This is a genomic window from Nocardia nepalensis, from assembly GCF_048910785.1.
GTDB classification, from domain to species: domain Bacteria; phylum Actinomycetota; class Actinomycetes; order Mycobacteriales; family Mycobacteriaceae; genus Nocardia; species Nocardia nepalensis.
In genome coordinates, this window is record NZ_JBKBET010000041.1 from 134,952 (window position 1) to 149,146 (window position 14,195).

A 14,195-nucleotide genomic window follows, 5' to 3' on the forward strand; every position below is an offset into this window, starting at 1 on the left:
TCAGGCGTTGGTGCCACCGTCGACGGTGAAGATCGAGCCCGTGATGCTGCGTCCGGAGGTACCGGCGAGGAAGGCCACGGTGGCGGCGATGTCGTCGGCGGTGCCGAAGCGACCCAGCGCGGTGAGGCCGATCTGGTGTGCGGCATGGTCGCCGTCGGCCGGGTTCATGTCGGTATCGGTGGAGCCGGGCTGCACCAGATTCACGGTGATATTTCGCGGACCCAGTTCGCGCGCAAGCGCTTTGGTGAATCCGTTGAGCGCGGACTTGCTCAGGTTGTAGAGCGAGAGTCCGCCGAATGCGGCGCGCTCGGACAGGTTGCTGCCGATGCTGATGATCCGCCCGCCCTCGGTCATATGCGTGATCGCCGCCTGCGCCCCGACGAACGCCGCCCGCGCGTGGATATTGAGCGCGCGGTCGATCTCCTCGACGGTGAACTCCTCGAACGGCTTGGCCGGGAAGATGCCCGCGTTATTGACCAACACATCGAGCCTGCCCAACTCGGCCGCGGCCCGATGCACGGCCGCGACGACGGCGCCCGCATCGGCGCTGTCCGCCTGAATCGCGACCGCACGCCGCCCCGACGACTCCAACTCGGCGACCACCGCTTTCGCCTGCAGCTCATTGTTCTGGTAAGTCAGCGCCACATCCGCGCCGGCACCGGCCAGGTGCCGCGCGATCGCCGCACCGATCCCCCGGCTACCCCCGGTCACCAGCGCCACCTTGCCCGCGAGATCCGACATCGCAACTCCTCCAAGTTCTGTGTCGATCAGTACATAAATAGCTAAGCGCACGGGTGCGGATCGCGTCAAGGGGTATATTTAACGATCGACACAGAAAGGATCGAGCCATGGCCGAACGAGGACGCCCCCGCGCTTTCGACCGCGAGGTCGCGCTGCGCCGCGCCATGGAGGTGTTCTGGGAGCACGGCTACGAGGGCTCGTCGATGAGCGATCTCACCGCGGCGATGGGCATCAATTCACCGAGTCTGTACGCGGCCTTCGGCGGCAAGGAAGAGCTGTTCCGTGCGGCCGTCGGCCTGTACGGCCGGACCGACGGCGGCTACACCGCGCGCGCGTTGCGGGAGGAGCCCACGGCACGCGCGAGCATCGAAGCGATGTTGCGCGACAACGCGATTGCCTACACCGTCGCGGACAAACCGCACGGCTGCATGGTGGTGCTGGCGGGCTCCACCTACACCACCCGCAGCGAGAGCATCCGCGACTTCTTGATCGAAAAGCGGCGCGAGACAACCGAAGACATCCGCGAACGCCTGGATCGTGGTGTCGTCGAAGGTGATCTATCCCCGGACGTCGATACCGCCGCTCTGGCCAGTTTCTACACCACGGTCCTGTACGGCCTATCGATCCGGGCCCGCGACGGCGCCTCCCACACCGAACTCACCCAATCCATCGACTGCGCCATGGCGGCATGGCCGGTCTCCGCCACCGCCCATTGACGGGGAACTACTTGCGGCGCAACGCCGCGATGCGCTCTCCGAGCTGATCGGCCGTCGCCAATGCCGTTGGCGGACCGCCACATTCGCGCCGCAGCTCACCGTGGATGACACCGTGCGGCTTGCCGGTCCGATGGTGGTGCATGGCGACCAGGCTGTTGAGCTCGCGCCGCAGCTCACCGAGCTTGTCGGCGGTCGCGACACGCTCGGCGGCCGAGGCGACCTGCGGCCCCGGGTCGGGCGCGGCGGCCGTACCGCGTTCGGCCAACTGCCGCGACTGTCGTTCCCGCAGCAGCGCACGCATCTGGTCCGCGTCCAGCAGCCCGGGAATGCCGAGGTAGTCCGCCTCCTCGGCGCTGCCCGCGAAAGTCGCGGTGCCGAAGGAGGATCCGTCGTAGATGACCTGGTCGAGCTCGGCGTCCGCGGCGAGCGCGACGAAGGGCCGCTCGTCCTCCCCCGGCTCGTCCTGCTGCTTGTTCGCCTCGATCAGCAGTTCGTCCTCGAGGCCGTTCTTCTCCCGGTGCGGCTTGCCGATCACGTGGTCGCGCTGCAGTTCCAGCTGCGCCGCCAGATCGAGCAGCACCGGCACCGACGGCAGGAAAACACTGGCGGTCTCGCCGGGCTTGCGCGCACGCACGAATCGGCCGATGGCCTGGGCGAAGTACAGCGGCGTCGAGGCGCTGGTCGCGTAGACGCCGACCGCCAGGCGCGGCACGTCGACGCCCTCGGACACCATGCGCACCGCGACCATCCACGGCTGGGTGTTCTTGCTGAACTCGGCGATCCGGTTCGAGGACAACGGATCATCCGACAGCACCACCGCGGGCTTCTCACCCGAAATATGTTCCAGCAGCTCGGCGTAATCGCGGGCCCGCTCCTGATCGGTGGCGATCACCAGGCCACCGGCATCGGGCATACCGGTCGCACGCAGCTGGCGCAGCCGGGTGTCCGCCGCGACCAGCACCTTGGACATCCAGTCCCCGGCCGGGTCCAATGCGGTGCGCCAGGCGCGGGCGGTGTGTTCGGCGCTCAGCGGCTCACCGAGGCGGGCGGAATACTCCTCGCCCGCGCTGTCGCGCCAATGCGCCTCACCGGAGTACGCGAGGAAGACCACGGGCCGCACCACGCCGTCGGCCAATGCCTCGGCATAGCCGTAGGCGTGATCGGCGCGCGAACGCGGGAAGCCCGCTTCATCGGGCTCGTAGGTGACGAACGGGATCTGGCTGTCATCGCTGCGGAACGGGGTTCCGGTCAGCGCTAGGCGCCGAGTCGCGTCACCGAATGCCTCGGCGGTCGCATCGCCCCAGGACTTGGCATCGCCCGCGTGGTGGATCTCGTCGAGAATCACCAGCGTTCTACGTCTTTCGGTGCGGACGCGGTGCCGCGCGGGATGTGAGGCGATCTGTGCGTAGGTGACCACGACACCGTGATAATCGCCGGAGGTTCCGCCGGTGGCGTTGGAGAAGCGCGAATCCAGCTGAATCCCCGCGCGGGCCGCGGATTGGGCCCACTGGTGTTTGAGGTGTTCGGTCGGTGCGACCACGGTGATCTGGTCGACGGTGCGGTCGGCCAGCAATTCGGCCGCGACCCGCAGCGCGAAGGTGGTCTTACCGGCGCCCGGCGTCGCCACCGCGAGGAAATCCCTCGGCTTCGTGGACAGATATTTCATCAGGGCCCGGCGCTGCCAGGCACGTAGCGAACCACCCGTGGATCTCGCGGCGTTCGATATCTGCGAATCGCCCGGTGTTTCCGCTTCTCCCGCCACAGCGGCGCCACCCGACACAGTCACGAAGACGACCCTAGCTGTCCCCCATGGCGTGTCGCCAAACCGACGCGGCGTGGGCGACAGGCGTCACACAGGAACCGCACGCCACGCCGTGTTCATCTGCTGCCCGCCGACTCGATGCGATGGCAAACCAGAACAATATGCTCCGATGCGCGATGCTGTAGGCACCATGACCGACGACAGTGCCTTACCGCGCGACCCCCGCGGCACCGGCGACCAGCCGATCCACAGCGGCGGTGGCGGCGCGCACCCCACCGCGGCGACCCACGCCCGACGTGCCGCCACGCGGGTGGCGCACGGCGCGCGACAGGGCGGCAAACTCGTCGTGCGGGTGGCTGTGAAGGCATGGAACGATTCGATCTTCACCAAATCCGCGGCCGCGGCGTTCTGGCAGACGATGTCGCTGGCGCCACTGCTGCTCGGGGTGCTCGGCAGCCTGGGCTACGTCGGGGGATGGTTCGGACCCGACACCGTGCAGATTGTCGAGCAGAAGATCATCGCCTTCAGCCGGGACCTGTTCAGCGCGAGTGTGGTGAGCGATCTGATCGAACCGACGGTCACCGACGTCCTCAGCCGCGGGCGCGCCGCCTTCGTCTCGGTGGGTTTCGTGCTGTCGCTGTGGGCCGGATCCTCGGCCATGTCGACCTTCGTGGATGCGATCGTGGAGGCGCACGGGCAGAAGGACGCCCGGCATCCGGTGTGGCAGCGCATCTTCGCCTTGCTGCTATATGTGCTGTTCCTGGTGGTGGCGGTGTTCCTGCTGCCGCTGATCGCATTGGGTCCGACATTGATCGGACGGGTGCTGCCGGATTCGTGGCGCGAACCTGGGCTGCGCCTGATCGACTTCTTCTACTACCCGGGTGTCGGACTGCTGCTGATCATTGGGCTCACCACGCTCTACAAGCTGGCGTTGCACAAATCGCTGCCGTGGCACCGGTTGTTCGGCGGCGCGCTCGTGGCCGGCGTGTTCTTCATGGCGGCCAGCGAGGGGCTGCGCCGCTACCTGGCCTGGGTCGCCAAGACCGGTGTCAGCTACGGTGCGCTCGCCACGCCGATCGCCTTCCTGCTGTTCACATTCTTCCTGGGCTTCGCGGTGATCCTGGGCGCCGAATTCAATGCCGCGGTCCAGGAATTCTGGCCGGCCCGCAGCACCCGCATCGACCAGGTGAAGGAATGGTTGTCGAACCAGTTGGGCGGCGAAGGATCCGATGACGCGGACACCGACCCGGCATCGAGTGCCGACCACGACGATCTCGACACAGCGAAGCCCCCGACCTCACCGGGAGCTCAGGGGCTGATCAAGCGGGCAGACGATATCGACGCCGATGCCGCCCGCGCACGCCTGGGCGCACCGGACGGTCCGTCACCGCGGGCGCAGTCGGCTCAGTCGCCCTTGCGCAGGCCGTCGTAGACCTTCTTGCACTCCGGGCAGACCGGCGAACCGGGCTTCGGGGAGCGGGTCACCGGGAAGACCTCACCACAGAGGGCGACCACGTGGGTGCCCATGACGGCGCTCTCGGCGATCTTGTCCTTCTTCACATAGTGGAAGAACTTCGGGGTGTCGTCGCCCGTCGTCTCGTCGGTGGTCGTATCCGGGCGAACCAGAGTGTCGGTACTCACGGATTCCATGATGCCGCATCGGCGCGAACTCGGCTCGGCACGGTCTGTGCCGCGCGCCTTCATCCAGCTGACCAGGCCATGTGCGGTCCGGTCGCGACAGTGGAAGACTCAGGGTATGCAGCAGCACGGCGACAACCCCGACGCCGACGACATCGGCAGCGGTGATCGCCCGGACGTGACCATGCCGACGCCGCCTCGCAAGTCCACCGGCTACTTCCCCGGCAATGACCAGAAGCATCCGTTGCTGATCACCGAGGCCGCGCCGTCGCTGGACGACCAGCACCGCGCCAGGGTCCGCCGCTACACCATCATCATGGCGTTCCGCATCCCCTGCCTGGTCTTGGCTGCGGTCGCCTACAGCATGTTCAACAGCGCCCTGCTGTCGATTCTGATCATCGCCGCCTCCATCCCGCTGCCCTGGATCGCGGTCCTGATCGCCAACGACCGCCCGCCGCGCCGCAAGGACGAACCCAGCCGCTGGGATCACCCGCGCACCGCCATCGAGTCCCGGCCGCACCGGGCGATCGATAGTTGACCATCCGTCAGGCGTGACGGCGGATACCCGCCGACATCAGGGCCGCTGCCGCGCAGAGGGCTCCGGCGATGTACCAGGCGAGGTTGTAGGAGCCCTGAACGTCGCGGATGATGCCCGCGCCCGTCGCGGCGATGGCGGAACCGATCTGGTGTGCGGCGAAGACCCAACCGAAGGCGACCGGCCCGTCGGCGCCGAAGAGTTCGCGGCACAGCGTCACCGTCGGCGGCACCGTGGCGATCCAGTCCAGGCCGTAGAAGATGATGAACACCCACATGCTGGGCTGGGTGTCCGGCGCGAACAGCGACGGCAGGATCAGCAGCGACAGTCCGCGCAGGGTGTAGTACCCGACCAGCAGGTAGCGGGGGTCGGCCCGGTCGGTGAGCCAGCCGGAGAAAATGGTGCCCGCCACATCGAAGACACCGACCAGTGCCAGTAGGCCCGCCGCGGTGGTCGGCGGCATGCCGTGATCATGTGCGGCACTGACGAAGTGGGTGCCGACCAGTCCGTTGGTGGAGGCACCGCAGATCGCGAATCCGCCAGCGAGCAACCAGAATCCGGGTCGGCGCGCGATCGTGGCCAGCACCGTCAGCGCCCGGCTCGCGCCGCCGGACGCGGGAACGCGCAGCCCGACCGTGCTGCCGGGTTCGGCGCCGTAGGCGGAAACGCCTGCGTCACTGGGGAAGTCGCGGATGAACAACAAGACCAGCGGCACCACCGCCAGCGCGACGCCCGCGACGATCACCGAGGGCACCCGCCAACCGTGCGCGTGCGCCACCGCGGACACCAGCGGCAGGAAGATCAGCTGGCCGGTCGCACCTGCGGCGGTGAGTACGCCGGTCACCAGTCCACGCTGGCGCACGAACCAGCGGCCGGTGATGGTGGCCACGAACGGCATGGACATCGAGCCGACGCCGACACCGACCAACAGCCCCCAGGTCGCCACCAAATGCCAAGGCTGGGTCATGAATACGGTGAGCCCGCTGCCCGCCGCGACGAGCACCAGCGCGCACGCGACCACCCGGCGGATGCCGAATCGATCCATCAGTGCCGCGGCGAACGGCGAAATCAGGCCGTACAACAGCAGATTCAGCGAGACAGCCGCCCCGATGGTGCCGTGCGACCAGCCGAACTCCTCGTGCAGCGGATCCAGCAGCACACTGGGCACCGACCGGAACGCGGCCGCACCGAGCAATGCGATGAATCCCACGCCGGCGACGATCCAGGCGGGATGCAGCCGCCGCGTCTCGGTATCGACAGGTCCCGGAGTCGGCGTCTGCAGTTCGGTCACAGCTCCGCCTCGCTGGCGCTCGGCTCCGCCGCGACCGTTGGTGCTCTGCTGATGGTTCCTTCGCTGCGCTCAGTCACTAGCTGAGACTGCCGGAATTTCGCGCACCGAACGAGTGGCCGGAATGCCATAAACCGACAAGATCGTGCCAGTCAGGGCGGTTCCGAAACCCGCTCGACAGCATCATGCGATACACCTACTGTGTGGCGGGGGTACGAGACGGGAACTCCCTCACCCCAAGTGATGTGCGACACACCTGCGCCGAACCGGGCGCGGGACGCCGTCGAAGCGCGGAAGGTGCGACACCATCGCACGGCGCTTTCGGCAGGGAGAATCCGCAAGGAAACAGGAGACACAGCATGATTCGGTGGGTCTGGGCCTTCCTCGATCGCCCGGCACAACGTTTCGACGAGTGTGCGACGTTCTGGGCGACGATCACCGGCACCCAGCTGTCGCAACGCCGCGGGGAGAACGACGAATTCCTTACGCTCCTGCCCGATCCCGCACTCTTCGCGGCCGCCGGCGTCAAGATGCAGGCGGTGACCGGACTCGGCGGTGTGCACCTGGATCTGGACGTCGACGACGTCGCGGCCGCGGTCCGCATCGCACTGGACCTCGACGCCGAACTGGTCGCCAACCACAAGCGCCACGCCGTACTGCGCTCGCCAGGCGGTCAGATCTTCTGCTTCACCCCCAGCGGCCGCGCCAAGGGCACCCCCGCGCCGGCCGTTCGCGCCCCCGACGGCACGGTGACCCGCCTGGACCAGGTCTGCCTCGATATCGGCCCCAGCGACCACGCCGCCGAAACCGGCTTCTGGACCACCCTCACCAACTGGGACCTGACCCAGGGCCGTCTGCCCGAATTCGCCCGCCTGCGCGCGAAAGAGCCGATGCCCGTGCAACTTCTGCTGCAGCGCCTCGGTACGGACCGCACCACCAGCGCCCATATCGACCTGGCCTCCGCCGATATCGACGCCACCGCCGCCTGGCACCAATCCCTCGGCGCGACCCTCGTCGAACGCCACGGACACTGGATCGTCATGTCCGATCCGGCCGACGCGCCCTACTGCATCACCGGCCGCGACCCGAACGGCGTCTGATCCGCACGGGGTGGTCCTGCCGGACATGTGACACGACGGACACGTTTCGAGTGCTGGCGAGTTGCGGTGGCAGAGTACCCGTGTGCCTACCAACCAGACGACCACCGGATCGCTGCTCACCGCGCTGTGCCCGGATCTGCGCGCCGCGCTGACCCGCGTCGGCTACGACGCCGACACGCTGCTGGAAGTGCTCGGCGCGGACGTGCACGCGGCACTCGGCCGCTCCGAACCGGTACCGGTGCGCCGCGCCGCGCGCGAGGCCGGAGCGCTCGGCACGCTGATCCGTCTGTTGCTGCTCGGTGACCCGCTGCCCGAACGCGAGGTCGCGGCCGCGCTGGCGCCGCTGGATATCGACCGCGCGGTGGCGGCGGGCCTGCTGACCCGCGACGACGACGACGTGCGCGCGGCCCTGGATCTGCGCCCGCTCGACGCGGGCGAAGGCACCCGCTGGATCCTGTCCGACCTCGACGATTCGATGCGCAGGCGCACCCTGACCGAGGATCACGTGCTCGGCGTCGGCCACGCCTCCCTCTCGCTGCTGCGCGCCACACCGACCCGCCGCGTCGGTTCCGTCCTCGATCTGGGCACCGGCTGCGGCGTCCAGGCCGTGCACGCCGCCGCCTACGCCGATCGCGTGACCGCCACCGATGTGAACACCCGCGCGCTATGGCTGGCCGAGGCGACGGCCGCACTCAACGAACTCGATATCGAACTCCTGGAAGGCTCCTGGTTCGAGCCGGTGGCCGGTCGCCGCTTCGACCAGGTGGTCGCCAATCCGCCGTTCGTCGTCGGTCCCGCCCGCATCGAACACACCTACCGCGACTCCGGCCTCGCCCTCGACGGCGCAAGCGAATTGGTGATATCGCAGGCCCCGGACCTGCTCGCACCGGGCGGCACCGCGGCGATGCTGGCGGCGTGGGTGCATGTGGACGGCGAGGACTGGCGCCAGCGGGTCTCGTCCTGGTTGCCCGGACACGGCGTCGACGCCTGGGTGGTGCAGCGCGATATCGCCGATCCGGCCCTCTATGTCGGAACCTGGTTGCGCGATGCGGGTTTGGATCCGCGCGACCCGGCCGCACAGGCCCGCGCCGAACAGTGGCTCGATGCCTTCACCGCCGCCGATGTCGAGGGCATCGGCTTCGGCTTCGTCTACCTGCACGCCATCGACGGCCCGACCGAACTGCTCGCCGAGGATCTGACGCACGGCTTCGACGATCCGCTCGGCGCCGAGGCCACCGGGTATTTCGCGCGCTCGGCCTGGCTGCGCCGCGCCGCCGCCGAGGAAAACCTGGCCTGGACTTCACGTTTCGTCGTCGATCCGGCCACCGCGCTCGAACGGGTCTACCTGCACGGCGAATTCGGCTGGGACCAGCAGGTCGCGCGGCTGCACCGCGGCGACGGTCCGCGCTGGCAGCACGAGGTGGATGAGTCCACCATCGCACTGGTCGCGGGAATGCGTGCCGACGGTTTGCCGTTGGAAGAACTGATCGAACTGCTTGCGCTCGCCCACGGATCGGGTGAGATGACAAAGGAGTTCGCGGCCGACGCATTATCCGTGGTGGCCGGATTGGTTCGCCACGGTTTGGTGCGGCCCGTGTAACGAAGCGGCAACCGCATGCTTCGCGTGGCGGCACTTCGCGCACGGGCTGTTCCGACAGGGTGGGGTTCTCAGGAACTTCTCAGACGCGAGTGATGGAAACCGCAGTTCAGAGCGGTTTATCGGAGCAATAGCGGGGAACTTTCTACCTGTCGGGTCCGTTGATCGGAGTGAGACACCACCGACAGGAGGCAAGTCATGACAAGCCCCGCCACCACTCGTGTGCGCACCAGCGATTCGGACCTCGACGCCCAGAGCCCTGCCGCCGACCTGGTACGTGTGTACCTGAACGGGATCGGCCGTACCGCACTGCTCACGGCAGCCGACGAGGTCGAGCTGGCCAAGCGCATCGAGGCGGGCCTCTACGCGCAGCATCTCCTGGAGACCGGCAAACGGCTGTCGGCTACCCGCAAGCGCGATCTGGCCGCCATCGTCCGCGAGGGTCAGACCGCGCGCTCGCATCTGCTCGAAGCCAACCTCCGTCTCGTGGTCTCGCTCGCCAAGCGCTACACCGGCCGCGGCATGCCGCTGCTGGACCTGATCCAGGAGGGCAATCTCGGCCTGATCAGGGCGATGGAGAAGTTCGACTACGCCAAGGGCTTCAAGTTCTCCACCTATGCCACCTGGTGGATCCGTCAGGCCATCACCCGCGGTATGGCCGACCAGAGCCGCACCATCCGCCTGCCCGTGCATCTGGTCGAGCAGGTCAACAAGCTGGCCAGGATCAAGCGCGAACTGCATCAGCAGCTCGGGCGCGAGGCCACCGACGCGGAGCTGGCCAACGAATCGGGCATTCCGGTCGACAAGATCTCCGATCTGCTCGACCACAGCCGTGATCCGGTAAGCCTGGACATGCCGGTCGGCAATGACGAAGAGGCGCCGCTCGGCGATTTCATCGAGGACTCCGAGGCCACCTCGGCCGAGTCCGCCGTGATCGCCGGACTGTTGCACCACGACGTGCGCAGCGTGCTCGCCACCCTGGACGAGCGGGAGCAGCAGGTCATCCGCCTGCGTTTCGGCCTGGACGACGGTCAGCCGCGCACCCTCGACCAGATCGGCAAGCTCTTCGGACTCTCCCGCGAGCGGGTGCGTCAGATAGAGCGTGAGGTCATGTCGAAGCTGCGCAAGGGTGAGCGGGCCGACCGCCTGCGCGCCTACGCCAGCTGATCACAACAATCCCGCGGTAACTTCGTGCTGGCGACCCCGGCACGTGCCCAAGACGCCGGATCACATCCGAGGCCGGTCCGGCGTCCGGCTTGGTGACCGGGGACGGTCACCTCGAAACGCCGACCGGTGTCCGCGCGTCCCGCCCCCTCCGGGTTTCGCGCGAGCCGGTCGGCGCCCCTATCCGAAAGCCTTCGCGACCAGGTCATTGCGTCTCGAGCAGCCCTGGTACGAGGAATTCGCCGTCAAGCAGTTCCAGCGAAATATCCTCGATCGCCCGAGCTGGTGCGGCAGCGCCAATTCGTCGCCGAAGAATCACGCCTCGGCGACCAGATCGCTCAGGAAGGCGCCGCGCTCGCTGCCTTCGAGCGCGGCTCGCGTGCGCGGGTCAGCCGATGGGTGCGCAGGCGGTTGAATCGACGCGCTGCTCGTAGTCGACGCCCATGTGGCCGGGTGCGGCCATCGGCGCGGCATCCACCATGATCAGCTCTCCCCGCCGAGTCCATCGTCGACCGTGACGTTCTCCGGTTTCAACGCGAGCGCGGAGTTCCGCGCCTGCAGATCGAGCAGGATCGCGAAATCCTCCCGCACCCGGCCGCTGCCGACGCTGGCCTGTACGAGTTGCGCGGTGGCCGCGGCGAGCGGCATCGGCACGTCGAGCCGTCTGGCCGCGCCGAGGCCGAGGTCGAAATCCTTGCGCAGCAGGATCGGGGTGAATGTGGGCGTGTAGTCGAGGTTTACGAAGGCCGGGGTCTTGTATCTGGTGAAGACGGAGCCCATGACGCTGTTGTTGAGGAAGTCCAGGAATGCCGCGCGCGATACGCCGCCCTTTTCCGCGAGCACGGTGACCTCGGCCATCGATTGGGTGACCACACCGAGGAACAGGTTGTGGCAGATCTTGACCAGTCGCGCCACATCGCCCTCGCCGACATAGGTGACGGATCTTCCGATGGTGTGCAGCAGCGGCGACACCCGCTCGTAGACGTCGGGCGGGCCCGATGCTGCGATCGAAAGTCCGCCCGCGCTAACCACTTTCGCGTTGCCGCTGACCGGTGCGGCCAGGAAGCCGACGCCACGCAGCTCACAGGCCGTGCGGATCGCGGCGGATGATTCCGTCGAGACGGTCGAGCAATCCACCACGACCGCGGGCGCGGTGTCCGCATCGGCGAGCAGGCCATCATCGCCGAGCAGCACCTGTTCCAGGTCGGCGGATGTGGAGACCATCGTGAACACCACGTCGAGCGTGCGCAGGTCCGCAATGGTGGCGGCGATGGCGCAACCATGGTCGGCCAGTGGTTCGGCCTTGCTTCTGGTGCGGTTCCACACCGTGATCGGAATGCCCGCGGCGGCCAGGCGAACGGCCATGGCGGCGCCCATGCGGCCTGCGCCGATCCAGCCGACGGTGTGGTTCTGGGGTGATCCCTCTGGATCCAACTTAGCTCCTTGCAATCGTTTGCAGTCAATAATGCCCTAGTATAGACATCAGGCCAGGTATGAATTTGTCCGATCTTGCAAACGAGTGCAGTTAACTAGGTAGGGCGATCGACCTTGGTGTCTGCCCGCCCGATCGCCACCGCGGCACATCGACCGCCAACGCCCGCGCTACAGCACGCGCAGCGGCGCTCTGCGCGGCTGGAAAGGAAGACCGTGTCAACGAAACTCACATTGGGTGTGTGCACCCCGTTGGTGCGCGCGAGACGGCTCGCGAGATCCGCTGCGGGCGTTGGGGATCGGCTGGCCATGGACGCCGCGGTGGGGCTGCCCCGCGCACTCGACCCCGCCGCCGGGGCGGGATGACACGGCGCGGGTCGGTGCGACGGCCGCATAGTATTTCTGTAATGCAGGGACCCACGCTCCGCGATGTGGCCAACGCGGCCGGTGTGCATACCGCCACGGCGTCGCGCGCTTTGAATCCCAATGCCCGTGCGTTGGTGAATCCGGAGACCGCGCGCCGGGTGCTGCGAGCGGCGGAATCGCTCGGTTACCGGCCGAATCCGATTGCCAGGAGCCTGAAGACCGCGAAGTCCGGCACCGTCGGGCTGGTCATCCCCGACCTCACCAATCCGCTGTTTCCGCCGATCGTGCGCGGCATCGAGGATGTGCTGGCCCCCGCCGGATACAGCACACTCATCGTCAATACCGACGACCGGCCCGATCGCGAGCAGGCGCAGATCACCTCGCTGCGCTCGCGCCGAGCCGAAGGTTTGATCATCGCCACCGCGCTGTTGGAGCACCCGCTGCTGGGGCAGTTGCAGGAGCAGCGCGTGCCCATGGTGCTCGTCAACCGCCGCACCGAAGGCCTCGATATCGGATCGGTCGCCGCCAACGACGCCACGGGCATCGGGCTCGCGGTCAGACATCTCGTCGACCTGGGCCATCGCCGGATCATTCACCTCGCGGGCCCGCAGCACACCTCCACCGGCGTCGAACGCCTGCGCGCCTTCCGCACCGCCATGCGCGAATACGATCTCGACGACACCGCTCGAATCATGGTGTGCGACCGATGGACCGAAGACGCGGGAGCCCAAACCTTGCGCACCGCACTCGATTCCGGCGACGACTTTACCGCGGTGGTCGCCGGGAACGATCTCATCGCCCTCGGCTGCTACGACGTCTTCGCCGAACGCGATATCACCTGCCCCACCGATATCAGCGTCATCGGCTTCAACGGCATGCCCTTCCTGGACAAACTCCGTCCCCCGCTGACCACCATCGCGATCCCCCACCAGGACATCGGCCGCGAAGCCGCCCGCATGCTCCTCGAGTCCATCGCCGAACCAGACCGCACCCCCCGCTCGGTCCTCCTCCCCCCGACCCTCGTCGTCCGCGGCTCCACCGCCCCACCCCGCCCCTGAGGCCAGGCCGAGCCGGCCCCAGAAAGCTATTGGCGGTCGCAGCGAATTCGGAGCCCCGCGAGTGGCCCCCGCACCCATCCCGGCGGTCGCTACGGAGCGGCGGAAGCCTCAGCCGAGGCGGCGCGAGCCCACCCGAAGCACCAAGAGCTGAGCGGCGGCGACGCGGCCCGTCCGAACCGCCAAAACCTCAGCCGAGCCGGGCACGCCCCTGCCCGAACCGCCAACACGGTCAGCCGAGCCGGCGCGACCCCGCCCGAACCACCAACACACTCACCCGAAACGGCACGCCCCCGCCCGAAGCACCAAGAGCTCAGCGGAGGCGACGCGGTGTCGATTCCGGCTCAATACTGGATCTGGCACACATTCCGTGACTCCGCAGGATCCCTCACTCCCTCAACAGGATTCCCCTCTGCACCAGATCACCCTCCGCACTGTTGGTCGGCCGATCAGGTGGAACTGGTGGCGGCATCGGCCGAGAGAGTGCCGCCGTCAGTTCCACGTGATCACTTGTCCAGTAGTGCACAGCGGCCGACGATCACGGAATGTGTGCCAGAGCCAGGCTTCGGCCGGAGTTGACACCCGCCCGAACCGCCAACAAACTCAGCCGAGACGGCACGAGCCCGCCCGAAGCATCAAGAGCTCAGCGGAGGCGGCGCGGCCCGTCCGAACCGCCAACACGCTCAGCCGAGACGGCACGAGCCCGCCCGAACCGCCAACAAGCTCAGCCACCGCGGCGCGAGCCCCACTCGAAGCACCAACAAGCTCAGCCACCGCGGCGCGAGCCCCACCCGAAGCACCA

Annotated in this window: 13 protein-coding genes; 8 read left to right on the forward strand and 5 right to left on the reverse strand. The window is 67.8% G+C overall.

Annotated features, from left to right (window positions below; all coding sequences use genetic code 11):
• Positions 1–741 carry an SDR family NAD(P)-dependent oxidoreductase gene (locus tag ACHQ4I_RS40465; protein WP_420777211.1) on the reverse strand — a complete coding sequence of 247 codons (741 nt, stop codon included), beginning with the start codon at positions 739–741 and terminating at the stop codon, positions 1–3.
• A 107-nt stretch (positions 742–848) separates the two neighbouring features.
• Between ACHQ4I_RS40465 and ACHQ4I_RS40470 the strand changes: the two genes are divergently transcribed.
• On the forward strand, positions 849–1,457 hold the full coding sequence (locus ACHQ4I_RS40470) for a TetR/AcrR family transcriptional regulator (protein WP_420777212.1): 609 nt from the start codon (positions 849–851) through the stop codon (positions 1,455–1,457).
• A gap of 7 nt (positions 1,458–1,464) precedes the next feature.
• Here the strand turns inward: ACHQ4I_RS40470 and ACHQ4I_RS40475 are convergent, their stop codons facing one another.
• The gene (locus ACHQ4I_RS40475; RefSeq protein ID WP_476445423.1) at positions 1,465–3,183 is read right to left on the reverse strand and encodes a DEAD/DEAH box helicase family protein; all 1,719 of its coding nucleotides are present in this window, start codon (positions 3,181–3,183) and stop codon (positions 1,465–1,467) included.
• 205 nt (positions 3,184–3,388) lie between these two features.
• Between ACHQ4I_RS40475 and ACHQ4I_RS40480 the strand changes: the two genes are divergently transcribed.
• Complete coding sequence (locus ACHQ4I_RS40480; RefSeq protein WP_420777213.1) at positions 3,389–4,651, forward strand: YihY/virulence factor BrkB family protein; 1,263 nt, start codon at positions 3,389–3,391, stop codon at positions 4,649–4,651.
• Here the strand turns inward: ACHQ4I_RS40480 and ACHQ4I_RS40485 are convergent.
• A complete protein-coding gene (locus ACHQ4I_RS40485; protein WP_063043591.1) occupies positions 4,624–4,860 on the reverse strand; it encodes a DUF3039 domain-containing protein in 237 nt (78 codons plus the stop codon). The genes ACHQ4I_RS40480 and ACHQ4I_RS40485 overlap by 28 nt on opposite strands.
• A gap of 181 nt (positions 4,861–5,041) precedes the next feature.
• Between ACHQ4I_RS40485 and ACHQ4I_RS40490 the strand changes: the two genes are divergently transcribed.
• Positions 5,042–5,395: a DUF3099 domain-containing protein gene (locus tag ACHQ4I_RS40490; protein WP_420777448.1), complete on the forward strand. Its 354-nt coding sequence runs from the start codon at positions 5,042–5,044 to the stop codon at positions 5,393–5,395.
• Positions 5,396–5,402: 7 nt separating this feature from the next.
• On the opposite strand, the gene ACHQ4I_RS40495 is transcribed toward ACHQ4I_RS40490, so the two are convergent.
• Positions 5,403–6,683, reverse strand: coding sequence for an MFS transporter (locus tag ACHQ4I_RS40495; RefSeq protein WP_420777214.1), 1,281 nt, complete (start codon positions 6,681–6,683; stop codon positions 5,403–5,405).
• A gap of 356 nt (positions 6,684–7,039) precedes the next feature.
• On the opposite strand from ACHQ4I_RS40495, the gene ACHQ4I_RS40500 reads away from it, so the two are divergent.
• The 3 genes from ACHQ4I_RS40500 (at position 7,040) to ACHQ4I_RS40510 (ending at position 10,544) form a co-directional block, all read left to right on the forward strand.
• Positions 7,040–7,780, forward strand: coding sequence for a VOC family protein (locus ACHQ4I_RS40500; RefSeq protein ID WP_420777215.1), 741 nt, complete (start codon positions 7,040–7,042; stop codon positions 7,778–7,780).
• A gap of 82 nt (positions 7,781–7,862) precedes the next feature.
• A complete protein-coding gene (locus tag ACHQ4I_RS40505) occupies positions 7,863–9,380 on the forward strand; it encodes a DUF7782 domain-containing protein (RefSeq protein ID WP_420777216.1) in 1,518 nt (505 codons plus the stop codon).
• A 195-nt stretch (positions 9,381–9,575) separates the two neighbouring features.
• The gene (locus tag ACHQ4I_RS40510; protein WP_040692597.1) at positions 9,576–10,544 is read left to right on the forward strand and encodes a sigma-70 family RNA polymerase sigma factor; all 969 of its coding nucleotides are present in this window, start codon (positions 9,576–9,578) and stop codon (positions 10,542–10,544) included.
• 480 nt (positions 10,545–11,024) lie between these two features.
• Here the strand turns inward: ACHQ4I_RS40510 and ACHQ4I_RS40515 are convergent, their stop codons facing one another.
• Positions 11,025–11,975: an NAD(P)-dependent oxidoreductase gene (locus ACHQ4I_RS40515; RefSeq protein WP_420777217.1), complete on the reverse strand. Its 951-nt coding sequence runs from the start codon at positions 11,973–11,975 to the stop codon at positions 11,025–11,027.
• Between the two features lie 213 nt (positions 11,976–12,188).
• On the opposite strand from ACHQ4I_RS40515, the gene ACHQ4I_RS40520 reads away from it, so the two are divergent.
• Positions 12,189–12,338 (forward strand): hypothetical protein, encoded by a 150-nt coding sequence (locus ACHQ4I_RS40520; RefSeq protein ID WP_420777218.1) that lies wholly within the window; start codon positions 12,189–12,191, stop codon positions 12,336–12,338.
• Between the two features lie 41 nt (positions 12,339–12,379).
• Positions 12,380–13,396, forward strand: coding sequence for a LacI family DNA-binding transcriptional regulator (locus ACHQ4I_RS40525; protein WP_420777219.1), 1,017 nt, complete (start codon positions 12,380–12,382; stop codon positions 13,394–13,396).
• Positions 13,397–14,195: the final 799 nt, after the last annotated feature.